The organism is Frigidibacter oleivorans (genome assembly GCF_003993775.1).
GTDB classification, from domain to species: domain Bacteria; phylum Pseudomonadota; class Alphaproteobacteria; order Rhodobacterales; family Rhodobacteraceae; genus Frigidibacter; species Frigidibacter oleivorans.
Map to the genome: position 1 here is coordinate 94,526 of NZ_RJRZ01000011.1, position 23,877 is coordinate 118,402.

Below are 23,877 nucleotides of genomic sequence, written 5' to 3' on the forward strand. Positions count from 1 at the left end.
CGGGATATTTGGGTCAGCTGCAGGGGGCGGGCGCTAGCGCCGCGCCGCCAGCACCGCCGCCACGCCCTTCGCCGCGGAAAGCCCGAAAAGGCTGAGCAGGATCGAGCCCTGCCAGTCCGCCATCGGCCCCGGCAGCGCCTGCACGACCCAGCCGGGGAACAGGCCCGGCAGCGCGCTGTCGAGGCAGACGGCGCCGAAATGCGCGGCGGCGGGCAGGCCCGCGGTCATCACCAGCGCCCGCATCTCCCACTGGCCGGCGGTGGCCCGACGCAGGTCGGCCAGACGGGCGGCGGCGGCCTCTTCCGCCTCCAGCGCGCGGATCCGCAGGTCCGCCTGCAGGCGATCGGCCTCGGTCGCGGCGGCGGCGCGGGCCGTGTGGGCCTCCGCCAGCCGGGCCGCGATCGCCCGGCCGCCGCCGCGCAGGAGCCATGCCAGCAGCCGCGCGATCATGTCCGGCCTCCGCGCGCCCTGACCCGGGCATAGGCGGCCTCGGCCAGCATGCCGATCAGCGCGCCGAGGATCAGCGCCAGATCGGGATCGACGGCGATCTGCCGGCCGGTCTCGGGGGCAAGCAGGCCATAGGCCACCAGTGCGCCCGCGGCATAGCGCAGCGCGATCCGGGCGAGGACGGGGGAGAGATGCATCACGCGACCCTCCCCGCCAGCAGCCGTGCGGCGGCCCGGACCAGCGCGTCGATCCAGCCCGGCGCGGGTGGCGCCTTTGCCGGTGCCTGGACCAGCGCCGCCGCCGCCTCGGGCGAGAGCTGCCGCAAGGGCTGCCAGCGGACGCGGCCTGCGGTGTCCACCTGCCAGACCGGCACCGGCTGGTCGGGATAGATGCCGTCGCGGAACAGCCTCTGTTCCGCCTCGCGCCGCGGACGCAGGGCGGCGGGCCGGGTCCAGTTCATCATCGCCGCCGCCGCGCCCGGCCGGTCGCCCGCGTTCAGCCGGCGCACCCAGTCGGCCCGGGCGATGGCGCCGGTGTTGAAATGGAAGCTGACCGCCGCGTCGAATTCATGCGCCGCGACCGGCACCGCCAGTGCCGCCGCCACCTCTGCCGCGTGGCGCGCCAGATCCGCGGCGAAGAGCTGCACCGCCCGCGCCAGTGCCGCGTCGAGATCCGTGGGCATCCCGCGCGGCATCCGTGCCGGATCGGGCGCGCCGGCGGCGGCGGTATGGCCGATGCCGAAGGTCCAGATCCCCGCCGCGTCGCGATAGGGCGCGGGCACGATGCCCTCATGCGCCATCAGCGCCGCGATCCCGCGCGGCGAGCAAGCCTGTCTCATGCCGGTCCCTCCTGCCCCGCGCCCGTCGCGGGGCGCGGCACAGTCAGCCGCAGCGCCGGTCACCGTCGGGTATCGGGGGCGCGCGCGGGCGCGGGAGGGGCCGCAACACGGGGAGCCGGACATGACAAGGGCGGCCCCGGATCGGCCGCCCTGTTCGAGGGTCATCGCGGCGTCGCAGCCGGCGTGTCAGTCTTTCTCGCCGTGGCGCAGTTCGCGATTCTCCTCGGAGATCGGCTTCGCCGGCTCTGCCGGCCGCTGCGACTCGCCCTTGCGGGTGGTGGAGCCGGGATGGTCCGAGGGCGTGCCCTCCGGGGCGGCTTCGTCGGGACGCTTCGTGCTGTCGCTCATGTCGGCCTCCTTGCGATTGCGCAGGGCCAACGAACCAGCCACACGCCCGGTTCCGCAAACCGGAGCCCCGACAGCAAAACGCCCCGGACGATGCCGGGGCGCGGGCGCAGGCGCGAATGATGGTGGGTGATAAGAGATTCGAACTCCTGACATCTTCGATGTGAACGAAGCGCTCTACCGCTGAGCTAATCACCCGGTGGCGTGCTGGATAGCCTCACTCGGCCGGCTCTGCAAGCCCCTCGGCGGCAGTTTCTGCGCCGCTTTCGGCAGCCGTGCCGGCGGGCTTCTTCGCCCCGCCCCGGCGCAGCTTGACCGTCAGCGTGGCCCCGCCCGCGGCGGTGTCCTTGGTCTTGGTGCGATGGGCATGGCCGAAGGGCGGCAGCACCAGCTGGTCGCCCGCGGCCAGCGCGTCGCCCAGCACCTGCAGCGTCGCCTCGACCACGTCCTTCGCCACCTTCTTCTTCGCGCCCGAGGCCGCGACCACCCGGTCGATCAGGTCCTTCTTCCGCAGGACCGGCCCGGCGGGCGCCGGCTCGGCGGCCTCCGGCGCGGGTGCGTCAACGAGGGTGTCTGCAGGGGTGACGGCAGGCGCCGCCGCGGCCTTGGGCTTGCGGGCGGGCGTCTTCTTCGCCGGGGCGTCGGCGGCCGGATCGGCCTTGGCGGCCGTGCTGCGGCTGCGGGATGCGGCCGGGCTGCGCGGGGTCGGGGTCTTGGTCATGCGGGTCGCCTTCCGGGCCGGTGAAACGGATACAGGCGAATCATATCGCAGCGCTGCCCGCACCGCCAGCGGCACGATTCGGCCAGACCGCATGGCCGGAACAGAAAGGGGCGCGCCCGACGGCACGCCCCCTTCCCGTTTCAATCCCGTGGCAGGATCAGTGGGCCACGTGGCCCATCTGCCCGCTGCCGGCCTGCTGGGCCGCCGCGCGGGCCGCCGCCTCTTCGGCCGCCTCGTCCCATTCCACCGGCTCGGGCTGGCGCACCAGCGCGCGGGCAAGAACCTCGCGCACATGGCTGACCGGAATGATCTCCAGCCCCGATTTCACGCTGTCCGGGATCTCGGGCAGGTCCTTGGCATTCTCTTCGGGGATCATCACGGTCTTGATGCCGCCCCTCAGCGCCGCCAGCAGCTTTTCCTTCAGCCCGCCGATCGCCATCGCGTTGCCGCGCAGCGACACCTCGCCGGTCATGGCGATGTCCTTGCGCACCGGGATCTGGGTCAGGACCGACACGATGGAGGTCACCATCGCCAGACCTGCCGAAGGCCCGTCCTTGGGCGTCGCCCCGTCCGGGACGTGGACATGGATGTCGATCTTGTCGAAGACCGGGGGCTTGACCCCGACCGCCGGCGCCACCGAGCGGACATAGCTCGACGCCGCCTCGATCGACTCCTTCATCACGTCGCCCAGCTTGCCGGTGGTCTTCATCCGGCCCTTGCCCGGCAGCTTCAGCGCCTCGATCTGCAGCAGGTCACCGCCCACGCTGGTCCAGGCCAGCCCGGTGACGACGCCCACCTGATCCTCCTTCTCGGCCAGGCCATAGCGGAACCGCTTCACGCCGAGGAAGTCCTCGACATTGTCGGCGTCCACGGTGACGGTCTGCGCCTCTTTCTTGAGGATCTTGGTCACGGCCTTCCGCGCCAGCTTGGCGATCTCGCGTTCGAGGTTCCGCACCCCGGCCTCGCGGGTATAGGTGCGGATCATCTCGGTCAGGCCGGCATCGGTGACGGTGAACTCGCCCTTCTTCAGGCCGTGGTTCTTGACCTGCTTCGGCAGCAGATGCTGCTTGGCGATCTCGCGCTTCTCGTCCTCGGTATAGCCGGCGAGGCTGATGATCTCCATCCGGTCCAGCAGCGGGCCGGGCATGTTGTAGCTGTTGGCGGTGGTCAGGAACATCACGTTCGACAGGTCGTATTCCACTTCCAGATAGTGGTCCACGAAGGTCGCGTTCTGTTCCGGGTCCAGCACCTCCAGCATCGCGCTGGCCGGGTCGCCGCGGAAGTCCTGCCCCATCTTGTCGATCTCGTCGAGCAGGATCAGCGGGTTGGTCGTCTTGGCCTTCTTCAGCGCCTGGATGATCTTGCCGGGCATCGAGCCGATATAGGTCCGCCGGTGGCCGCGGATTTCGGATTCGTCACGCACGCCGCCCAGGCTGATGCGGATGAACTCGCGCCCCGTGGCCTTGGCCACGCTGCGCCCCAGCGAGGTCTTGCCGACGCCCGGAGGGCCGACGAGGCAGAGGATCGGCCCCTTGAGCTTGGTCGAACGCGCCTGCACGGCGAGATATTCGACGATCCGCTCCTTGACCTTTTCCAGCCCGTAGTGATCGGTGTCGAGCACCTTCTCGGCCAGCGACAGATCCTTCTTGACCTTGGACTTCACGCCCCAGGGCAGCGACAGCATCCAGTCGAGGTAATTGCGCACGACCGTCGCCTCTGCCGACATCGGCGACATCGACTTCAGCTTCTTCAGCTCGGCCTGCGCCTTCTCGCGCGCCTCCTTCGAGAACTTGGTGGCGGCGATGCGCTCTTCCAGTTCCGCAATCTCGTTCTGGCTTTCGTCGCCATCGCCAAGCTCGCGCTGGATCGCCTTCATCTGCTCGTTCAGGTAGTATTCGCGCTGCGTCCGCTCCATCTGCGTCTTGACGCGCGACTTGATCTTCTTCTCGACCTGGATGACGGACATCTCGCCCTGCATCAGGCCAAAGACCTTTTCCAGCCGCGTGGCGATGTCGAGCGTTTCCAGCAGGTCCTGCTTCTGCGCGACCTCGATCCCCAGATGCCCCGCCGCGATATCGGCAAGCTTCGCCGGATCGCGCGCCTCGGCGACGGCGGTCAGTGCCTCTTCGGGGATGTTCTTCTTGATCTTGGCGTAGCGCTCGAAATCCTCGGCCACGGACCGGACCAGCGCGGCCTCGGCCTCGCGGTCGCCCACGGTTTCCGACAGGCGTTCGGCGCGGGCCTCGAAAAAGGCGTCGTTCGGCAGGAATTCGGTGATCTTCACCCGCGCCCGCCCCTCGACCAGCACCTTCACGGTGCCGTCCGGCAGCTTCAGCAGTTGCAGCACCGAAGCCAGCACGCCGACACGGTAGATGCCGTCGGCGCCGGGATCGTCCACGGCGGGGTCGATCTGGCTGGACAGCAGGATCTGCTTGTCATCGGCCATGACCTCTTCCAGCGCGCGCACCGACTTTTCGCGGCCCACGAACAGCGGCACGATCATGTGGGGGAAGACCACGATGTCGCGCAGCGGCAGGACCGGATAGCTGGAGGCAAGGGGTTCGTTCATGCTCTATCCTCTGTTCGGCAGGAAGGTCCCGGCCCCGGCTTTCGGCAGCCCTCGGCCTTCCCCGCATTTCCGCCCCAATATCTGGGGGCGTCACAGAACCGTTTCAACCTGACTGATCCGCCGGTCACGGAAAAGCGCGCCGCGGTTCGGGGCAGAATGACGAGCCGCGCGCCGGCATTCAAGCGGCTTCTCGCGCCTCTCGCCCCCGGGATGGCTTGCGGCCGCGCGGCATCCCCGCGGGCTTCCGTCCGCCGCCTCAGCGACCCGCCAGCGCCCGCATCCGCATTTCCAGTTCTGCCAGCAGCCGGGCATTGTCAAAACGCGCCTCGGCCACCTGCCGGGCGCGGGCGCCCATGGCCGCAAGCCCCGGATCCGCCAGCGCCGCGGCGATGCGGGCGGTGAATCCCGGCTCGTCGCGTTCGGCCACCAGCCAGCCGGTCGCGCCTTCCTCCACCGCCTCGGGAATGCCGGCATGACGGGTCGAGATCACCGCACAGCCCGCCGCCATCGCCTCCTGGATGGCGGTGGGCAGGCCTTCGGTATTGCCCTGCGCATCGGTCAGCGAATGCTGCAGGAAGACCTCCGTTTCGGCCAGCATCGCGCGCACCCGGTCATGCGGCAGCGCACCGTGCAGGGTGATCCGCCCCGTCATCCCCAGCCCGTCGACCAGCGCCCGGCACTCCTCCAGCAGCGGGCCGTCGCCGGCCACGTCGAGCCGCGCCCCGGGCCGGTCGCGCGCCGCATCGGCAAAGGCGCGCAGCGTGATCTGCGGCGCCTTCTTGTCGATCAGCCGGCCCACGGCAAGGAAGCTGCCGGGCCGCTTCTCTCCCGGCACGAAGCGGCGCACATCCACGCCCGAGGGGATGACGAAGCTCTGCGGATGGCGGATGCCATGGGCCGCGAGATTATCGAGAAGGAAGCGCGACACCGCGAAAACACCCGCCAGCTTCGGCATCGCCCGGCGATAGGCCTCGCAGACCCGCTCCTTGCGCAGGTCCTTCGACGCATCGTAGCCGCGGAAGTAGCCGAAGATCGGCAGGCCCAGCCCCTCGGCCACCGGGGCGAGCGCGATGGCCTCGGACCCGAATTCCGCGAGGATTGCCTCTACCCTCTCGGCGCGCAGGAAGGCTTCCAGCGCGCGGCGGGTGCGGCCATGGGGCACGGTGGTGGTGGACCAGCGGCGCATCCCCTGCAGGCTCGCCACCGGCTGCTGCCACAGGTCGGCGGCGGCGAAGCGGGCGCGACGGCGCGTGGCGCAGGGCTTGTCATAGGGATTGCCGTCGCGCAGCCGGTTCGCCACGACCACGGTATCGCCGCCGAACAGATGCTGGATATGCCGGTTGACGAAGGTTTCCCCGGGCTTCCAGTAGCCCCCCGTGGCGATGGCAGTGCGCAAGCCGGACCCCCGTCAGTGCCAGTCGAAGTGATAGCGTTCGGCCAGCCCCGCCGCCTGAAGCCGCGCGATCACCTCGGCCTTCTGCGTCTCCAGCCCCTCGACCTTGCCGACATGGCATTCGACGAAGGCCTCGCCCACCTGCGGCGCAAGGCCCGAGTCGATCAGTTCCGCCAGGACGCGGTATTCCATCCCCTCGATATCCATCTTCAGTAGCCGCACCGGCCCGCCAATGCCCGCCACGATCTCGCTCAGCGGCCGGCCCGGCACCTCGACCGCATGGCTGTAATCCAGGTCGGACTTGCCCTCGGCCAGCGTCGAGCCCTGATAGAAGGCGTTCTTCCGCACGGAGTCGCGGAAATAGAGCGTGACCGGACCTGCGGTGTCGGACACGGCCTCATTGTAGACGTGAATGTTGGGATAGCCCGCGGAGCGCTTGCGCAGCTCGGCGAAGATGCCGGGATGCGCCTCGAAGGCATGGACCACGGCCCCCCGGCGCGCGAACTCGGCCGCGACCTCGCCGACATGCGCGCCAAGGTCGATGACGACATCGCCCGGCCCGACCGTCGCCGCCAGCCGGCGCACGCGGCGGCCGTTGTCGTTGAGCAGGAAGGTGGGCGGCCGCAGGCCATGGCGTTTCATGAACCGGCGCAGCCGCTTGGCGATGCTCATCCGACGTCCCTCCTCGGCGGGCGGGAAGGCGCCTGTTCCGGCACGATCCGGTCGCGCGGGCCCTCACCTTATCTCGCAGATACGGGGTCGCGGGCCGGACGACAATCGTGGAAATCGCGCGCGCGACAATCGCGCGGCATCAATCGGCGGGGCGGCGCGCGGCGATCCCCGCCTCGGCCCAGACCTTGCCCGACCGCCGGGCATGGGCGATCTTCGCGCGGTGGTCGCGGATCTTCGCCGCGTCCTTGTAGCCGCGCGGATGGTCCAGATGCACCAGCGGCGCGGTGAAGCGGACATGGCGGCCCCTCACGCCGGAGTTTTCCAGCCGGATGCCGAATTCCTTGTCGCCGCCGCCGTATTTCATCGTCTCGTCGAGCCCGTTCACCTTCAGGATCGCGGCGCGATAGGCCGATCCGTTCGCCCCGCACCAGTTGCGCCCGACCGGATAGACCGTCTCCAGCAGGTCGCCCGCCCAGGGGGGCAGCAGCCCCGCCTTCAGCCGGGTGCTGAACCGCCGGAAGGTGCCGGTCCGCGCGAGCCAGCCCCGGTCGAAAACCCGGCCCGACAGCACGTCCTCCTCGGTCACCGCCTCGGTCGTGGGCGTGTCGAGCCGGATCAGGCTGCCCGACAGGAACCGGTCGGGCCGCGCCAGCTGCAGATGCCGCGCGACGAAGCCCGGATGGATCAGGCAGTCGCCGTCGATGAAGACGAGGTAGTCCGCCGTCGAACTGGCGATGGCGCGGTTCAGGATCTCGTTCTTCTGGAAGCCGCGGTCCTCGTGCCAGACATGGCGGAAGGGCAGGTCCGGGAAGCGGGCGCGCATCTCCTCGATCACCGCCAGCGTCTCGGGCCCCGAGCCGTCATCGGCCACGCAGACGGAGTCCGGCCGCCGGCTCTGCCGGGTGACGGAAAGCAACGTCAGCTTCAGCGCGCGGGGGCTGTTATAGGTGGACAGGATCAGTTCGGTCTGCATGGCCTTCCCTATGTGGCGCGGGCGGGCGCGGGGCGCAAGCCGTGCGCGGGATGGCGGGGACGGCAAGGCGGGGGCTCTGCCCCTCCGGGCGCGTGCCGCGCCCGTTCACCCCGGGATATTTTGGTCAGCCGCAGCGGCGCGCAGGGGGATCGGAATGGGGGCGGCGCTTGCGGCAGGGGCGCGCCGGCGCTATGGGCTGGCCCCAGTTCCGCCCCCCAGTTCCGCCCCGATGAAAGGCCCGCCGATGATCCCGCGCTATGCCCGCCCCGAGATGGTCGCCATCTGGTCGCCCGAGACCCGGTTCCGCATCTGGTTCGAGATCGAGGCCCATGCCTGCGACGCGCAGGCGGCCCTGGGCGTGATCCCGCGCGAGAATGCCGAGGCCGTCTGGAAGGCCCGCGACGTGACCTTCGACGTGGCCCGCATCGACGAGATCGAGGCGGTGACCAAGCATGACGTGATCGCCTTCCTGACGCATCTGGCCGAACATGTGGGCGCAGACGAGGCGCGCTTCGTCCATCAGGGCATGACCTCCTCGGACGTGCTCGACACCACGCTGAACATCCAGCTGGTGCGCGCGGCCGACATCCTGCTGGCCGACATGGACCGGCTGCTGGCGGCGCTGAAGGCACGGGCGATGGAACATCGCCACACGCTGCGCATCGGCCGCAGCCACGGCATCCATGCCGAGCCCACCACCATGGGCCTGACCTTCGCCCGCTTCTATGCCGAGATGGACCGCAACCGCCGCCGGCTGCTGGCGGCGCGCGAGGAGGTGGCGACGGGAGCGATTTCCGGCGCGGTCGGCACCTTCGCCAATATCGACCCCGAGGTCGAGGCGCATGTCTGCGCCCGGATGGGGCTGGTGCCCGAGCCGATCAGCACCCAGGTCATCCCCCGCGACCGCCATGCGATGTTCTTCGCCACGCTCGGCGTCATCGCCTCGTCGATCGAGAATGTGGCGATCGAGATCCGGCACATGCAGCGGACCGAGGTGCTGGAGGCCGAGGAATATTTCTCGCCCGGCCAGAAGGGGTCGAGCGCGATGCCGCACAAGCGCAACCCGGTGCTGACCGAGAACCTGACGGGTCTCGCCCGGCTGGTGCGGATGGCGGTGATCCCGGCGATGGAGAATGTGGCGCTGTGGCACGAACGCGACATCTCGCATTCCTCGGTGGAACGCGGCATCGGCCCGGACACGACGATCCATCTGGATTTCGCGCTGAACCGGCTGGCGGGGGTGATCGAGAAGCTGGTGATCTATCCCGAGAACATGATGAGGAACCTCAACAAGTTCAACGGGCTGGTCATGTCGCAGCGGGTGCTGCTGGCGCTGACCCAGGCGGGCGTCAGCCGCGAGGACGCCTATCGGCTGGTGCAGCGCAACGCGATGAAGGTCTGGGAGCAGGGCGCCGACTTCAAGGCCGAGCTTCTGGCCGATCCCGAGGTGACGGCGGCCCTGTCGCCTGCCGAGATCGAGGAGAAGTTCGACCTCGGCTATCACACCAAGCATGTGGACACGATCTTCGCCCGGGTCTTCGGCGAGGCGTGAGCGCCGCCGCCGGCGGCCTTGCCGTCACGCAGGCGTGATGCGGGGCGACTCGGGCGGGCGTGGTCTTTTGGACCCATGCCATACCCGCCCGAGGAGGACTGACGATGCCGGTCGCGATCCCGCCTTCCACCCCGTCCCGCTACCCTGCCGCCCTTGCCCGCCTGCGCCGCGCCCTGTCGGCGCTGGCGCTGTTGCCGGTGCTGCTGGTCCCCGGCCTTGCCGCCGCGCAGGGCTGCGAGCATGACGAGGCGCGGCTGTCCTGCGCCCAGGGCACGCAATGGGACGAGGCGAGCCAGAGCTGCATCACCGTTTCCAGCTGACGGCGTAACGCGGCCTTAACGCCGCCGCCCGATCCTGCCCCGGCACTCCACAGCACGGAGCCCGGGCAGAATGACCGCCGCCTTTCCGCTTGCCGCGCAGGATCCCCTGCCCGGTATCCCCGCCGCCGGACCCGGCCGCGCCGGCCGCGCGCCCGGCCGTCCGCAGGGGCGGCTAACGGGGCGGCAGAAGGCGGCGATCCTGATCCGGCTGATGGCGCGGGAAGGGATCGACCTGCCGCTGGCGCAGCTGCCCGACGACCTGCAGGCCGCGCTGGCGGAAGAGGTGGGGCGCATGCGGCCTGTGGACCGCGCCACCGTCGACGCGGTGCTGGAGGAATTCCTGTCGGGGGTGGAGGATATCGGCCTCTCCTTTCCCGAAGGCCTGCCCGGTGCCCTCACGCTGCTGGAACCGCATCTGTCGCCCGCCGCGCGGCACCGGCTGCGGCTGGTGGCGGGCGAGGCCGCGGATGCCGATCCTTGGGCGCGGATCACGGGGCTCGATCCCGACCGGCTGCTGCCCCTGGTCCTTGCCGAAAGCCCCGAGGTGGCGGCGGTGCTGATGTCGAAGCTGCCGGTGGCGCGGGCGGCGGCGCTGCTCGGCCGGGTGCCGGGCGACCGGGCACGGCGCATCGCCTATGGCGTGTCGCTGACCGGCAAGGTCGATCCGGCGACGGTGCTGCGCATCGGCCGGGCGCTCGCCGCGCAGCTGGAGGCGCAGCCGGTCGCGGCCTTCGACGAGGGCCCGGTGGAACGGGTGGGCGCGATGCTGAACGCCTCGGCCGCCACCACCCGCGACGAGGTGCTGGAGGGGCTGGAGGCCGAGGACGAGAGCTTCGCGCAGGAGGTGCGGCGCGCGATCTTCACCTTCGCCAACATCCCCGTCCGCATCGACCCGCGCGACATCCCCAAGGTGCTGCGCCGGGTCGACCAGACGGTGCTGACCACGGCGCTGGCCGGCGCCGCCGGGCGCGAGGCCGCCAGCACGGAATTCATCCTGTCCAACATCTCGCAACGGATGGCCGCCGCGTTGCGGGAAGAAATGGCGGGCCGCAGCGTGAAGCCGAAGGAGGCCGAAGAGGCGCAGGCCGCCATCGTCGCCGCCATCCGCGAGCTCGAGACGGCGGGAGAGCTGTTCCTCGTCTCGGCGGAGGAAACCTGAGGGCGGCGGCGCGGCGCCCCGGATCGCGCGCCCGGCATGGCGTCCCTCGCCCCCCTGTCGCCCCCATCGCACACCACCCCCCCCCGGCCGGGCTTGTCGCCCCGGCGCGCCGTGCCTATAGCCGGTGCGGGCAGGCTGCGGGCTGCCGGACAAGGGGCCGGCCGCGGCGGGGCCGCGCGCAGGATGCAAGAGATCGCCAGATGACAACCGTTCCGCTCTTCCTGTCGCAACCCGGCCGGGGCATCGTCCTTATGCTGGGCGGGCTCGTCTGTTTCACGCTGATGGATGCGGTGGCCAAGTTCCTCACCGGCCAGTATCCGCCGCTGCAGGTGGTCTGGGCGCGCTATGCGGGGCAGATGCTGCTGCTGACGCTCGTCTTCGCGCCCCGGCTCGCCACGGTGCTGCGCACCCGCGCGCTGCCGCTGCAGGTCGGCCGGTCGATCCTGCAATTCGGCGCCACGGGGCTGTTCTTCCTGGCGCTGCCGCATATCGGCCTGGCCGAGGCGACGGCGATCATGGATGTGAACCCGGTGCTGATCACGCTCGGCGCGGCGCTGTTCCTGGGCGAACGGCTGGGGCCGCGCCGGGCCATCGGCATCGCCGCGGCCCTGACCGGGGCGATGATCGTGATCCGGCCGGGCAGCGGGGTGTTTTCGGTGGCGGCGCTGCTGCCGCTCGGCGCGGCCTGCTGCTATGCGGGCTTCGCGCTGCTGACCCGGGCGGCGGGCGGGCGCGACGGGGCGGCGACCTCGCTCTTCTATGCGGCGATGGTGGGCACGGCGGTGACCACGGCGATGCTGCCCGCGCTGTGGCAGCCCGTCGCCGCCGCCCATGTCGCGGCCTTCGCGGGGCTGGGACTGCTGGGCGCGGCGGGGCAGTTCTTCATGATCCGCGCCTTCACCGTGGCCGAGGCGGGGGCCATCGCGCCCTTCGGCTATCTGGGCCTGATCCTCGCCGCGCTGTGGGGGTGGCTCTTCTTCGACGCGGTGCCGGATCGCTGGACTGTCCTCGGTGCGCTTGTGATCGCCGGGGCCGGTCTCTATGTCTGGCGGCGCGAGGCGCGGGCGGCGCGGGGCTGACCGGCCCCCTGCCCCGCGCGCGTCCCGCAGCTTGCGCGAAAGGCCCGATGACAGACCCGACCCCATCCATGCCCGACCCCGACCTGCCGCGTCCCGGCCTCGCCGACCGGGCGAGCGACGCGGCGCTGCGCGGGTTGCTGGGGCTGGGGCGGATGCTGCCCTATCGCCGCCGGGTGCCGCTGACCGGCTGGATGACGGCGCATCTGGTGGCCCCGCTTGCCGGCTGGCGCGGGCGCATCCGCGACAACCTCGCCCATGTCTGGCCCGACCTGCCGGAGGCCGAGCTGCGGCGGATGCTGGTGGCGGTGCCCGACAATATCGGCCGCACGGTTGCGGAGCTTTATTCCGGGCAGGAATTCGTGGACCGGGTCCGCGCGATCCCGCTGGAAGGCCCGGGCGCGGCGACGCTGGCCGCCGCGCATGAGGCGCAGCGGCCCGTGGTGCTGGTAACCGGGCATTTCGGCAATTACGACGTGGCGCGGGCGGCGCTGATCGCCCGGGGCTACCGGGTGGGCGGGCTCTACAAGCCGATGAAGAACCGCCTGTTCGACGCGCATTACATCCGCGCGATTTCCAGCCTCGGCGAGCCGCTGTTCCCGCGCGGGTCGAAGGGGCTGGCGGGGATGGTGCGCTTCCTGCGCTCGGGCGGGATGCTGGGCATCGTCGTGGACCAGCACATGATGCACGGGCTGCCGCTGACCTTCTTCGGGCAGGTGGCGATGACCGCGACCTCGGCCGCCGACCTCGCGCTGAAATACGACGCGCTGCTGGTGCCGATCTACGGCATCCGCCAGCCCGACGGGCTGTCCTTCCGCATCCGGGTCGAGGCGCCGGTCCCCCCCGGCACGCCGGCCGAGATGACGCAGGCGCTGAACGACAGTCTCGAGGCGCAGGTGCGCGCCCATCCCGGTCAATGGTTCTGGGTGCACCGGCGCTGGAAGGGGCCGGGCGGCAAGCGCGGCTGGTCCGCGATCCGCCGGGCGCGGGACTGAGCCGACGACGCCGGTCCGCCTATTGCAGCCGTTCGGCGGCGAGGATGCGGCCCGGACCCGGTTCCTGCACGATGACCACCAAGGGTTCCGTCCCCGCGACCTCGGCCGTCAGGTCCAGCACCGAACGCCCGTCCCATTCCGCGACCGGGCGCCAGTCGGTGACGATGTTGCTGTAGGTGATCTGGCGGCCGGCATTCTCGCCCCGCTCGATCGTCACCGTTTCCTGCGGGCGATACCGGACCAGCTGCACCAGCGCCGGGCCGGGCAGCGGCGGCCGCGCCTCCAGCCGGATGGCGACGCCATTCGCGGCGCGCGACAGGTCCAGCCGCACATGGCTGGTCCGCGCGGCCCGGTCGTCGATCTGGCCGACCAGCTGCACCGGCCGGTGGCCGACTATCCGCGCCTCGCCCGCCACCACCATCTGCGGGGTGTAGATCGCCTTCTCGCCGGCGCTGCGGGCATAGGCCTTCTGCCGGCGGGTGAAGTCGGGCGAGGCGAAGCGGTCCGCCCAGCCGATGTAGTCCCAGTAGTCGACATGCAGGGCCAGCGCGATCACGTCCTCGCGCCCGGCGAATTCCGCCAGCAGCGCATCGGCAGGCGGACAGGCGGAACAGCCCTGAGAGGTGTACAGCTCGACGACGACGGGGTGCTGGTCGAGGATCGGCGCCTCCGCTGCGGCGGCGGTGCCCGTATTCGCGGGCGCCGTCGCCGGGGCTGTGGTGGGGGTGGGGCGCGGCTGCTGCATCAGGCTGAAGCCCGCCGCGCGGTCGATGGCGCCGCGCAGGAAATCCTCGAGCCCTTCCAGCCCCTCGTCCGAAACCCCGGGCGAACCCGCGGCATCGGTGCCCGCGATCCGCTCCCCGGGCGCGGCGGCCGCGCCCGACTGCCCCGCCTGACGCTGATCTTGCCCGGCCCCCTGCCCGAAGGCGGCAGGTGCGGCGGCACACATCGTCAGCCCCAGCCAGAAGCCGAAGGCGGCGCAGGTCTTGCGGCGCATGGTGGTCGTCCCGATCCCCGTTGTCGTCTTCTTCCCTAATCCCGGCCCCTGCGGCGGGCCAATCAAGGTTTTGCGAGATGCGGGGGATCGTGGCCGGGGTGCGTCCTTTCGGCACCGCCCCCGAACCTCCCCGATGATCCCCGGGATGATCCTTTGCCGGCATCCGCCGCCGGACAGCACGATTTTTTGTGCACCATGGTATACATTCGGGGTCCTCCCCCCTTGATCGCGTGGCCCCGATGCGGCATGACGGGCGCAGCCTCACCCCGTTCCTCGTCACGCGAAGGGAGCCACCCCATGCCCATCATCACCGGACACGACACCGCAGGCGCACGCCGCACGCTGAGCGCGGGCGGTGCCTCGGTCGCCTATTACTCCATCCCCGCCGCGGAAGCGGCCGGTCTGGGCCAGTTCTCGCGGCTGCCGGCCGCGCTGAAGGTCGTGCTGGAGAACATGCTGCGGTTCGAGGATGGCGGCTTCACCGTCTCGGTCGAGGACATCAAGGCCTTCTCCGACTGGGCGGCCAATGGCGGCAAGAACCCGCGCGAGATCGCCTATCGCCCGGCCCGGGTGCTGATGCAGGACTTCACCGGCGTGCCGGCCGTGGTCGACCTCGCCGCGATGCGCGACGGGATCAAGGCGCTCGGCGGCGATGCGCAGAAGATCAACCCGCTGAACCCGGTCGATCTGGTCATCGACCATTCGGTGATGATCGACGAATTCGGCAACCCGCGCGCCTTCCAGCGCAATGTCGAACTGGAATACGAACGCAACATGGAACGCTACCAGTTCCTGAAATGGGGCCAGAGCGCGTTCCAGAACTTCCGCGTGGTGCCGCCCGGCACCGGCATCTGCCACCAGGTGAACCTCGAATACCTGGCGCAGACCGTCTGGACCGATACCGACCAGAATGGCGAGACGGTGGCCTATCCGGACACGCTGGTGGGCACCGACAGCCACACCACCATGGTCAACGGCATGGCGGTGCTGGGCTGGGGCGTCGGCGGGATCGAGGCCGAGGCCGCGATGCTGGGCCAGCCGATCTCGATGCTGATCCCCGAGGTCGTGGGCTTCAAGCTGACCGGCAAGATGGTTGAAGGCACCACCGCCACCGACCTGGTGCTGAAGGTCGTGCAGATGCTGCGCAAGCATGGCGTGGTCAACAAGTTCGTCGAATTCTACGGCGACGGGCTCGACCATCTGCCGCTGGCCGACCGTGCCACCATCGGCAACATGGCCCCCGAATATGGCGCCACCTGCGGCTTCTTCCCGATCGACGGCGAAACCCTGCGCTACCTGCGCAACACCGGCCGCGACGAGGCGCGCATCGCGCTGGTCGAAGCCTATGCCAAGGAAAACGGCATGTGGCGCGGCGCGGATTACGAGCCGGTCTACACCTCGACCCTGCATCTGGACATGGGCACCATCGTTCCCGCCATCTCGGGTCCGAAGCGGCCGCAGGACTACACCCCGCTGACCGACTCGGCGCGCAACTTCTACAAGGTCGTGGCCGACTATCGCGGCGTCGACGTCTCGCCCGACGCGACCAAGATGGGCGCCGAGGGCGGCGTGATCGAGGCGCCGGTGGACTGCCGCAAGACCGTGGCCGTCGAGGGTGCCGACTATACGATCCGCGACGGGTCGGTGGTGATCGCGGCGATCACCTCCTGCACCAACACCTCGAACCCCTATGTGATGATCGGCGCCGGTCTGGTGGCCCGCAAGGCGCGCGCGCTCGGCCTGACCCGCAAGCCCTGGGTCAAGACCTCGCTCGCCCCCGGGTCGCAGGTGGTGGGCGAATACCTCGCCGCCGCCGACCTGCAGGACGATCTCGACGCGCTCGGCTTCAACCTCGTGGGCTATGGCTGCACCACCTGCATCGGCAATTCCGGCCCTCTCGGCGATCCGGCGATTTCCAAGGCCATCGCGGAAAACGACCTCGTCGCGACGGCCGTCCTGTCGGGCAACCGCAACTTCGAGGGCCGGATCAGCCCCGATGTGCGCGCCAACTACCTCGCCTCGCCGCCGCTCGTCGTGGCCTATGCCATCGCGGGCGACATGAACATCGACCTGACGACAGAGCCGCTCGGCGTTTCCTCCGACGGGCGCGACATCTACCTGAAGGACATCTGGCCGACGCAGCAGGAAATCGCGGACCTGGTCGAGAAGACCGTGACGCGCGAGGCCTTCCAGGCGAAATATGCCGACGTGTTCAAGGGCGACGCGCTGTGGCAGGCGGTCGAGACGACGGACAGCGAAACCTATGACTGGCCGCCGACCTCGACCTATATCCAGAACCCGCCCTATTTCCGCGGCATGTCGCAGGAGCCGGGCACCATCTCGAACATCTCGGGCGCGCGGGTGCTGGCGATCCTCGGCGACATGATCACCACCGACCACATCTCGCCCGCGGGCTCGTTCAAGCCGACCACCCCGGCCGGCCAGTACCTGACCGAACGTCAGGTCGCGCCGCGCGACTTCAACAGCTACGGCTCGCGCCGCGGCAACCATGAAGTGATGATGCGCGGCACCTTCGCCAACATCCGCATCAAGAACGAGATGCTGGACGGCGTCGAAGGCGGCTACAGCAAGGGGCCGGACGGGCAGCAGACCTCGATCTTCGACGCCTCGATGGCCTATCAGGCGATGGGCACGCCGCTGGTGATCTTCGGCGGGGTCGAATACGGCGCCGGCTCGTCGCGGGACTGGGCGGCCAAGGGCACCAGCCTTCTGGGCGTCAAGGCGGTCGTCGCCGAAAGCTTCGAGCGCATCCACCGCTCGAACCTCGTCGGCATGGGCGTGATCCCGTTCGAGTTCATGCCGGGCGAGAACCGCAAGACGCTGGGCCTGAAGGGCGACGAGGTGGTGACGATCGAGGGCCTCGAAGGCGACATCACGCCGCTCAGCCTCGTGCCCTGCACCATCACCTATGCCGACGGCACGGTGAAGACGATCCAGCTGAAGAGCCGGATCGATACCGAGGTCGAGATCGAATACCTCAAGAACGGCGGCGTGCTGCACTACGTGCTGCGCAACCTCGCCAAGTCCTGATCCGGGACGGAGGGATGACAGGGGGCCGGCGGCGACGCCGGCCCTTTTGTCTTGCCCGCCCCGTCCCCGCGGTGACGCTGGCACGGAATCGCGCTAGGCTGGCCGCGACTGGAACCCGGGACAGCCAGGGACGGGACGCGCATGCACAGGGACGGCAATGACGGGCTGATCGGCCAGGGCGATGCGATCACCGGCAACCATGCCGCGCCGCGCAACGCCCATCAGCAGATGGCCTATGAGTGGCAGAGGCAGGACATGCGCCGGCGCGCGCAGGGCGGCGGCGGCAATCGCGGCGCGGGCGGGCTGGTCGCCATCCTGGTGCTGGGGGGCGGCTTCCTCGCGGTGACGCAGGTCGCGGGCTTCGTCGGGCGGAATTCCGGCGCGCTGATGCTGGGCGGGGTCGTGCTGGCGCTGGTGGTCTGGCCCGTCATGGGCGCGCTGATCGACCGGCAGCCCGGCGGCCCCGGCTTCGGGGCGCGGCTGCTGCGCCGCGCGGGCCGCAGCCTGCTGTTCGCCGCGGTCCTCGCGCTGACGCTTTTCGCGGCGGCGCTCGCCAGCCAGATGCTGGGCCATGTCGCCGGGTCCGGCCGCTGGCGGATGGCCGATGCCGATGCCCGGGTCTGGATGCTGACACTCGCCGTTGTCGTGGCGGTTACGGCGGTCCTGTCCCGGCTGGGCGGGCGGCTGCTGGCCGGCCGCAGGGGCGGCATGCTGGCACCCGTCGTCGCGCTTGTCGCCGTGGCGCTGATCGGCGCCGGCCTGTCGGACCGGCCCGACGGCGCGGGACAGATGATCGTCGACGTGCTGCCTTTCCTGCCGCCGCCGGGCTGATCCGCAACCCCTGATCCGGCGCCGCTACTGCCCGCCCGCCGCGGCCAGCGCCGGGCGGATCTGCTCCTCGATCGCGCGCTGCGTCAGCGGGCCGGCGAAGCGCAGCACCACCTTGCCCGCGCCGTCGATCACATAGGTCTCGGGCACGCCATAAAGGCCCCAGTCCAGCGCCATCCGCCCGGAACCGTCCGCGCCGATGGCGGTGTAGGGGTTCCCCAGCTCCTCCAGGAAGGCCACCGCCTTTTCCGGGTCGTCCTTGTAGTTGACCCCGTAGATCGCCAGCCCCTCCTCTGCCAGCGCCTCCAGGTTCGGATGCTCCACCCGGCAGGGGGCGCACCAGCTCGCCCAGTAGTTCACCAGCTTCACCTGCCCGTCCCGCAGGCGCGCGTCGTCGAAGGCCGGACCCTGCCCCGGCAGCGGGGTCAGCACCACCGGCGGCGCCGGCTGCCCGGCGATGGCCGACGGCAGCGCGGTCGGATCGTCGCGGTTCATCCCCCACAGGAACAGCCCGGCCATCACCGCGAAGATCGCCGGCGGCAGCAGCAGCAGGATCCTACTCATGGACGCGCCCCATCCGCCGTTCCTGATCGGCCAGCAGCCGCCGCACCCGCGCGTCGCGGCGCAGCGACAGCGCAACGATCCCCGCCAGCAGCAGCAACGTCACGCCATAGGCCGACAGCACCTCGACCGCGTATTTTCCCAGTTCGGGCATCAGGCCATCCTTTCCCGCGCTTCCAGCGCCTTCAGCCGCCGCAGCCGGATCTCGGTCCGCGTGCGCAGCAGGACCAGCGTCAGGAACAGCAGCACGAAGCCCGCGAGGCAGACCAGCAGCGGATACCAGAAGACATCGGCCATGTTCTGCTCGCGGTCCAGCGACAGCGAGGCGCCCTGATGCAGCCCCTGGTTCCAGAAGTTCACCGCATAGCGGCTGAGCAGCGCGAAAACCGACCCGACGAGGCAGAGGACCGAGGTCAGGTCCGCCGCGGTGTCCGGGTTCTCCACCGCCTCCCACAGGGCGATATAGCCGAGGTAGAACAGGAACAGGATCAGGAACGAGGTCAGCCGGGGATCCCAGGCCCACCAGGTCCCCCACATCGGCTGGCCCCAGATCGCCCCGGTCACCAGCGCGATCAGCGTCATCACCAGCCCGACCGGCGCCGCCGCCTTGGCCGCCAGCGCCGAGACGTGATGCCGCCGGATCAGCCAGACCAGCGAGGCCACCAGCATCATCCCCCAGGCATTGATCGCCATCATCGCCGAGGGCACGTGGATATACAGCAGCTTGACCGTCGCGCCCTGCCGATAGTCGTCGGGGGTGAGGAAGAACCCCCACAGCAGCCCCGCCGCAAGCATCAGCCCCGCCGGCACCGCCACGAAGGGCAGCAGCCGGTCGGTCGTCTGCATGAATTTCTTCGGGTTGGCGTAGTCCCAGATCGACATGGGTTTCTGCTAGGTCCTCTCGGCGGCGCGCTCAACTGAATAGCATGTGAGGGGTCAGCGCAAGTTGACGCGGATTGCCGCAGCGGCGGCGAAGGGCAGCCCCGCCAGCGCCCCCGCGGTGATCGCAGCCAGCAACATCAGCGGCGTGGCGAAGTCCAGCCCCCCCGCGCCGCGGCGCACCGCCTCGGCCCCGAAGATCAGCGTCGGCACATAGAGCGGCAGCACCAGCAGCGACAGCAGCAGCCCGCCCCGCTTCAGCCCCACGGTCAGCGCCGCGCCGAAGGCGCCGATCACCGACAGGGCCGGCGTGCCCACCGCGAGCGAGGCGACCAGCGCCCCGTAGCCCGGCCCCGGCAGGTTCAGGAGCAGCCCGAAGACCGGCGCCGCCAGCACCAGCGGCAGGCCGGTCGTCAGCCAGTGCGCCAGCGACTTCACCGCCACCACCGCCTCCAGCGGGATCGGCGCCGTCGCCAGCAGGTCCAGCGACCCGTCCTCGAAATCCAGCGCAAAGATCCGGTCCAGAGACAAAAGGCAGGCCAGCAGCGCCCCAACCCACAGGATGCCGGGCGCGATCCGCGCCAGCGTGCCGCCCTCGGGCCCGACGCCGAAGGGCACCAGCGCGGTGACGATCAGGAAGAAGGCCAGCCCCAGCCCGAAGCCGCCCCCGGCGCGCACCGCCAGCCGCAGGTCGCGGGCCAGCAGCGCGATCACGCGAAGGCCTCGTCGAAGCCATTGTCGAAGCGGCCGGCAAGGCCGCCCTCGGCCGGCGGGCGGGCGCGGAAGGGCGCGAGGTCCAGCACCGCCGCCCCGGGCAGGCCAAGGTCGATATGCGTGGCCATCACCGCCGCCCCGCCGCGCGCCAGATGCGCCCGCACCGCATCGGCGAACAGCGCGACCGAGCCTGCGTCCAGCGACACGGTCGGTTCGTCCATCACCCAGACCGGCCGGCCGCTGACCAGCATCCGCGCCAGCGCCAGCCGCCGCTTCTGCCCCGCCGACAGGGACCCGGCCGGGCGCCCCTGCAGCGCCGTCAGGTTCATCGCCGCCAAGGCGGGGCCGATCCCGGCCGAGCCATGGATCGCCGCCCAGAAGGACAGGTTTTCGGCCACGGTCAGCGTCGCCTTCAGCCCGTCGGCATGGCCGGCATAGGCCACGGCCTCGGCCGCACCCTCGATCCGTCCCGCCAGGGGCGGCTGCAGCCCGGACAGCGTGCGCAGCAGCGTGGTCTTGCCGATTCCGTTCGGCCCGCGGATGACCAGCGCCTGGCCGGGCGACAGGGCGAAGCTCACCCCCTCCAGCACGGCGATCCCGGCCCGCGCCACGGCAAGGCCGGTCACGGCGAGGCTGGCATCGGGGGCGGAAAATCGGTCCATGCGCAGCGGCATAGCGGAAAGACCCCCTCCCGGGAAGTGCGACACGCGCGCCCCGGCCTCAACTCCGAGGAAAGCGCCGAAGCGGCACGGCAAGGCAGGCGCTCAGCCCGCCGCGCCCACCGGGATAAGCGCGCAGGCGACGCGCCGCCCTTCCGACACCAGTACGTTGTAGCTGCGCGCGGCCGTGGGCGAGGCCATCACCTCCAGCCCGATTCCTGCCGCCTCGACCGCGGCGCGCAGGGCGGCGGGGGGATGCGCGATCTCGTCGCCCATGCCCAGCAGGATCACGTCGATCTGCCCCGCCAGCGCCACCAGCGGCGCGGGATCGTCTAGGCCGGCCCAGTCCTCCACCGCCTCGGCCCGCACCAGCACCGGCCCGTGCACCACCTGCCCGCCCGCGCGCCAGAAGCCCGGCCCGTAGCCCTCGATCGCGGCGGCGCCGCCGAAATCGGTTTCGGACAGCCGCATCAGGACCCTTTCGCGGCGAACTGGGTGCCGGCGGGCGTGTCGCCCGGCTTCGACCAGTCGCGCTTCACCCCCAGCCACAGCACCACGTTCTTCGCCACATAGACCGAGGAATAGGTGCCCACGACCACGCCCCAGGTCATCGCGAAGACGAAGCCCCGGATCACGTCGCCGCCGAAGACCAGAAGCGCGATCAGCGCGATCAGCGTGGTGCCCGAGGTCATCACCGTGCGGCTCAGCGTCTCGTTCACCGAGAGGTTCATCAGGTCGCGCAGCGGCGTGGTCTTGTACTTGATCAGGTTCTCGCGCAGCCGGTCGAAGACCACGACCGTGTCGTTGATCGAATAGCCGACGATGGTCAGCAGCGCGGCGATGATCGACAGGTCGAACTTGATCTGGAACAGCGCGAAGATGCCCAGCGTCAGCACCACGTCATGGACCAGCGACACCGCCGCCCCCACCGCGAACTGCCATTCGAAGCGCAGCCAGATGTAGAAGGCGATGGCGGCGGTCGCGACCAGCACCGCGATGACCGCCTGCCAGATCAGCTCGCCCGACACTTTCGGCCCCACGGATTCGACCGAGGGGAAGGTGATCGACGGGTCGATCTGCTGCAGCGCCGCCTCGACCGCGGTGATGGTTTCGGGGCTGACCGCCTCCTGCCCGGGCAGGGCCTGCAGCCGGATCATCGCCACATGCCGGTCGGCGCCGAAGGACGGATCGAACACCTCGGTGATGACGATGTCGCCCTCGGCCACGGTGGAGACCGCCTGCCGGTAGGCGCCCACGTCGACGGGCTGGCTGCTTTCGGTGCGGATCGTGGTGCCGCCCTGGAAGTCGATGCCCCAGTTCATGCCCATCACCAGCACCAGCACCAGCGACAGGACCGACAGCACCGCCGACAGGCCGAAGGTGATCTTCTGCGCCCTGAAGAAGTCGATGCTGGTGTCTTCGGGAACGAGTTTCAGACGGAAGGCCATGGCATCCCCCTCAGACGGTCAGTTGCTTGGGCCGGGCTCGGCCGAGCCAGATCACGATCAGCATGCGCGTGACCCAGATCGCCGAGAAGACCGAGGTGGCAAGCCCGATCACCAGCGTCACGGCGAAGCCGCGCACCGGACCGGAGCCGAGGAAGAACAGGATCAGCCCGGTGATGAAGGTGGTCAGGTTGCCGTCGATGATCGCCGACAGCGCCCGGTCGAAGCCGAGGTCAATGGCCCTGGCCGGGCCGCGCCCGCGCTTCAGCTCCTCGCGGATGCGCTCGAAGATCAGCACGTTGGCATCCACCGCCATCCCCATCGTCAGCACCAGACCGGCGATGCCCGGCAGGGTCAGCGTCGCGCCGATCACCGACATCACGCCGAGGATCAGCAGCATGTTCACGATCAGCGCGAAGGTCGCGAACAGCCCGAACAGGCCATAGCTCGCGATCATCAGCACGATCACCGCGACGAAGCCCACGATGGCCGCGACCCGGCCGGCCTCGATGCTGTCGGCGCCCAGTTCCGGGCCGATGGTCCGTTCCTCGAGGAAGATCATCTCGGCCGGCAGCGCGCCCGCGCGCAACAGGACGGCGAGGTTGGTGGATTCCTCGACGGTGAAGTTGCCGGTGATGATGCCCGACCCGCCGGGAATATGGCTCTGGATCTGCGGGGCGGAAATCACCTCGTCATCCAGCACGATGGCAAAGAGCTGGCCGATATTGGCGGCGGTGTAGTCGCCGAAGGCCCGCGCCCCCGTGGGGTTGAAGCGGAAGCTGACGGCGGGCCGCCCGTTCTGGTCGAAATCGGGCCGGGCATCGGTCAGCTGTTCGCCCGACACGACGGGCGACTGTTCGAGGACGTAGAACACCCCCGGCTCCTCGGCCGAGGGTAGCAGCATGTTGCCCGCCCCGGGCAGGGTGCTGCCGTCGCTGGTGCGGCTGACGACCGGGTGGAAGGTCAGCCGCGCCGTGGTACCGATCAGCGCCTTCAGCTCGGCGGCCGAACCGATGCCGGGCACCTGGATCAGGATGCGGTCGTCGCCCTGCCGCTGGATCGTCGGTTCGCGGGTGCCGACCTCGTCGACCCGGCGGCGCACGATCTCGACGCTTTGCTGCATGGTGCGGTCGTCGGTGGCGGCGCGTTCCGCCTCGCCCAGACCCACGACCAGCGTGTCGCCCTCGCCGCGCACCTCCAGATCGGTCTGCCCGACCCCGGTCAGCGACACCACCGGCGTCGCCAGCGTGCGCGCCAGTTCGACCGCCCGGGCCATGCCTTCGGGCTGCGAGATCTGCACCCGCAGTTCGGCCGGGTCCGAGGCGACGCGGCGGATGGTGCCGACTGTCGCCCGCTCCTGCCGCAGCAGGTCGCGCAGTTCCGGCCACAGCGCGTCCATCCGGTCGGCATAGACATCGGCCACCCGCACCTCGGCCAGAAGATGCGCGCCCCCCCTCAGGTCCAGACCCAGATTGACCAGCCCGGCAGGCAGCCATTCCGGCCAGCCCGCGCGGTCGGCGGCCAGTTCCGGCGTCTCGACGCCGGTCTGCGCGATGCTCGCCACCGCGTCATTGTGACGCTCCACCCGCCCGTAGAAGGCATTGGGCAGCGCGGTCAGCAGGCCGGCCAGCACGATCGTCCAGACGACGATCCGCTTCCAGAGGGGGAAGTCCAGCATGCGCG

The 23,877-nt window shown here is 70.3% G+C and carries 25 protein-coding genes and 1 tRNA gene; 7 read left to right on the forward strand and 19 right to left on the reverse strand.

The window, feature by feature from the left end:
- Window positions 1-33: 33 nt before the first annotated feature.
- The 10 genes from EEY80_RS13865 to EEY80_RS13905 form a co-directional block, all read right to left on the reverse strand.
- Window positions 34-450, reverse strand: a complete 417-nt coding sequence (locus EEY80_RS13865; protein ID WP_126977334.1) for a hypothetical protein — start codon at window positions 448-450, stop codon at window positions 34-36.
- Complete coding sequence (locus EEY80_RS13870) at window positions 447-647, reverse strand: hypothetical protein (protein WP_205749122.1); 201 nt, start codon at window positions 645-647, stop codon at window positions 447-449. Before EEY80_RS13870 ends, EEY80_RS13865 begins: the two co-directional genes overlap by 4 nt.
- Complete coding sequence (locus tag EEY80_RS13875) at window positions 644-1,285, reverse strand: lysozyme (RefSeq protein ID WP_126977336.1); 642 nt, start codon at window positions 1,283-1,285, stop codon at window positions 644-646. The genes EEY80_RS13870 and EEY80_RS13875 overlap by 4 nt, the downstream gene beginning before the upstream one ends.
- A 186-nt stretch (window positions 1,286-1,471) precedes the next feature.
- A complete protein-coding gene (locus EEY80_RS20135) occupies window positions 1,472-1,633 on the reverse strand; it encodes a hypothetical protein (RefSeq protein WP_164738262.1) in 162 nt (53 codons plus the stop codon).
- Between the two features lie 120 nt (window positions 1,634-1,753).
- Window positions 1,754-1,828: transfer RNA gene (locus EEY80_RS13880), tRNA-Val, on the reverse strand.
- Window positions 1,829-1,847: 19 nt separating this feature from the next.
- A complete protein-coding gene (locus tag EEY80_RS13885; protein ID WP_126977338.1) occupies window positions 1,848-2,351 on the reverse strand; it encodes an HU family DNA-binding protein in 504 nt (167 codons plus the stop codon).
- Window positions 2,352-2,508: 157 nt separating this feature from the next.
- The gene (gene lon / locus EEY80_RS13890) at window positions 2,509-4,920 is read right to left on the reverse strand and encodes an endopeptidase La (protein ID WP_126977340.1); all 2,412 of its coding nucleotides are present in this window, start codon (window positions 4,918-4,920) and stop codon (window positions 2,509-2,511) included.
- Between the two features lie 256 nt (window positions 4,921-5,176).
- A complete protein-coding gene (locus EEY80_RS13895) occupies window positions 5,177-6,316 on the reverse strand; it encodes a glycosyltransferase (RefSeq protein ID WP_126977342.1) in 1,140 nt (379 codons plus the stop codon).
- 12 nt (window positions 6,317-6,328) lie between these two features.
- Window positions 6,329-6,985, reverse strand: a complete 657-nt coding sequence (locus EEY80_RS13900; RefSeq protein WP_126977344.1) for an FkbM family methyltransferase — start codon at window positions 6,983-6,985, stop codon at window positions 6,329-6,331.
- Window positions 6,986-7,124: 139 nt separating this feature from the next.
- Window positions 7,125-7,958, reverse strand: a complete 834-nt coding sequence (locus EEY80_RS13905) for a glycosyltransferase (RefSeq protein ID WP_126977346.1) — start codon at window positions 7,956-7,958, stop codon at window positions 7,125-7,127.
- 244 nt (window positions 7,959-8,202) lie between these two features.
- Between EEY80_RS13905 and purB the strand changes: the two genes are divergently transcribed.
- The 5 genes from purB to EEY80_RS13930 all read left to right on the forward strand — a co-directional run bounded on the left by purB (window position 8,203) and on the right by EEY80_RS13930 (window position 13,060).
- Complete coding sequence (purB, locus tag EEY80_RS13910) at window positions 8,203-9,510, forward strand: adenylosuccinate lyase (protein ID WP_126977348.1); 1,308 nt, start codon at window positions 8,203-8,205, stop codon at window positions 9,508-9,510.
- A 104-nt stretch (window positions 9,511-9,614) separates the two neighbouring features.
- Window positions 9,615-9,830, forward strand: coding sequence for a hypothetical protein (locus EEY80_RS13915; protein ID WP_126977350.1), 216 nt, complete (start codon window positions 9,615-9,617; stop codon window positions 9,828-9,830).
- A gap of 70 nt (window positions 9,831-9,900) precedes the next feature.
- Window positions 9,901-10,989 carry a flagellar motor switch protein FliG gene (locus tag EEY80_RS13920; RefSeq protein ID WP_126977352.1) on the forward strand — a complete coding sequence of 363 codons (1,089 nt, stop codon included), beginning with the start codon at window positions 9,901-9,903 and terminating at the stop codon, window positions 10,987-10,989.
- A gap of 200 nt (window positions 10,990-11,189) precedes the next feature.
- Window positions 11,190-12,068 (forward strand): DMT family transporter, encoded by an 879-nt coding sequence (locus EEY80_RS13925; RefSeq protein ID WP_126977354.1) that lies wholly within the window; start codon window positions 11,190-11,192, stop codon window positions 12,066-12,068.
- A gap of 47 nt (window positions 12,069-12,115) precedes the next feature.
- The gene (locus EEY80_RS13930; RefSeq protein WP_407920735.1) at window positions 12,116-13,060 is read left to right on the forward strand and encodes a lysophospholipid acyltransferase family protein; all 945 of its coding nucleotides are present in this window, start codon (window positions 12,116-12,118) and stop codon (window positions 13,058-13,060) included.
- 19 nt (window positions 13,061-13,079) lie between these two features.
- On the opposite strand, the gene EEY80_RS13935 is transcribed toward EEY80_RS13930, so the two are convergent.
- On the reverse strand, window positions 13,080-14,057 hold the full coding sequence (locus tag EEY80_RS13935) for a DUF1223 domain-containing protein (RefSeq protein ID WP_235829848.1): 978 nt from the start codon (window positions 14,055-14,057) through the stop codon (window positions 13,080-13,082).
- 297 nt (window positions 14,058-14,354) lie between these two features.
- On the opposite strand from EEY80_RS13935, the gene acnA reads away from it, so the two are divergent.
- Window positions 14,355-17,108, forward strand: coding sequence for an aconitate hydratase AcnA (gene acnA, locus EEY80_RS13940; protein WP_126977356.1), 2,754 nt, complete (start codon window positions 14,355-14,357; stop codon window positions 17,106-17,108).
- 141 nt (window positions 17,109-17,249) lie between these two features.
- Window positions 17,250-17,939 carry a hypothetical protein gene (locus tag EEY80_RS13945; RefSeq protein ID WP_126977358.1) on the forward strand — a complete coding sequence of 230 codons (690 nt, stop codon included), beginning with the start codon at window positions 17,250-17,252 and terminating at the stop codon, window positions 17,937-17,939.
- Between the two features lie 24 nt (window positions 17,940-17,963).
- Here EEY80_RS13945 and EEY80_RS13950 read toward each other — a convergent pair whose 3' ends face one another.
- From EEY80_RS13950 to secD, 8 genes are all read right to left on the reverse strand, one after another.
- Window positions 17,964-18,500, reverse strand: a complete 537-nt coding sequence (locus tag EEY80_RS13950) for a DsbE family thiol:disulfide interchange protein (protein ID WP_126977360.1) — start codon at window positions 18,498-18,500, stop codon at window positions 17,964-17,966.
- A complete protein-coding gene (ccmD, locus tag EEY80_RS13955) occupies window positions 18,493-18,654 on the reverse strand; it encodes a heme exporter protein CcmD (protein WP_164738266.1) in 162 nt (53 codons plus the stop codon). The genes EEY80_RS13950 and ccmD overlap by 8 nt, the downstream gene beginning before the upstream one ends.
- Complete coding sequence (locus tag EEY80_RS13960; RefSeq protein WP_126977364.1) at window positions 18,651-19,379, reverse strand: heme ABC transporter permease; 729 nt, start codon at window positions 19,377-19,379, stop codon at window positions 18,651-18,653. Before EEY80_RS13960 ends, ccmD begins: the two co-directional genes overlap by 4 nt.
- Before the next feature lie 54 nt (window positions 19,380-19,433).
- Window positions 19,434-20,090, reverse strand: coding sequence for a heme exporter protein CcmB (gene ccmB, locus EEY80_RS13965; protein WP_126977366.1), 657 nt, complete (start codon window positions 20,088-20,090; stop codon window positions 19,434-19,436).
- A complete protein-coding gene (ccmA, locus tag EEY80_RS13970) occupies window positions 20,087-20,752 on the reverse strand; it encodes a heme ABC exporter ATP-binding protein CcmA (protein ID WP_126977369.1) in 666 nt (221 codons plus the stop codon). The genes ccmB and ccmA overlap by 4 nt, the downstream gene beginning before the upstream one ends.
- A gap of 102 nt (window positions 20,753-20,854) precedes the next feature.
- Complete coding sequence (locus EEY80_RS13975; protein ID WP_126977371.1) at window positions 20,855-21,220, reverse strand: Mth938-like domain-containing protein; 366 nt, start codon at window positions 21,218-21,220, stop codon at window positions 20,855-20,857.
- Window positions 21,220-22,197, reverse strand: coding sequence for a protein translocase subunit SecF (secF, locus tag EEY80_RS13980; RefSeq protein ID WP_126977373.1), 978 nt, complete (start codon window positions 22,195-22,197; stop codon window positions 21,220-21,222). The genes EEY80_RS13975 and secF overlap by 1 nt, the downstream gene beginning before the upstream one ends.
- 10 nt (window positions 22,198-22,207) lie before the next feature.
- Window positions 22,208-23,872, reverse strand: coding sequence for a protein translocase subunit SecD (gene secD, locus EEY80_RS13985; RefSeq protein ID WP_126977375.1), 1,665 nt, complete (start codon window positions 23,870-23,872; stop codon window positions 22,208-22,210).
- Window positions 23,873-23,877 lie beyond the last annotated feature (5 nt).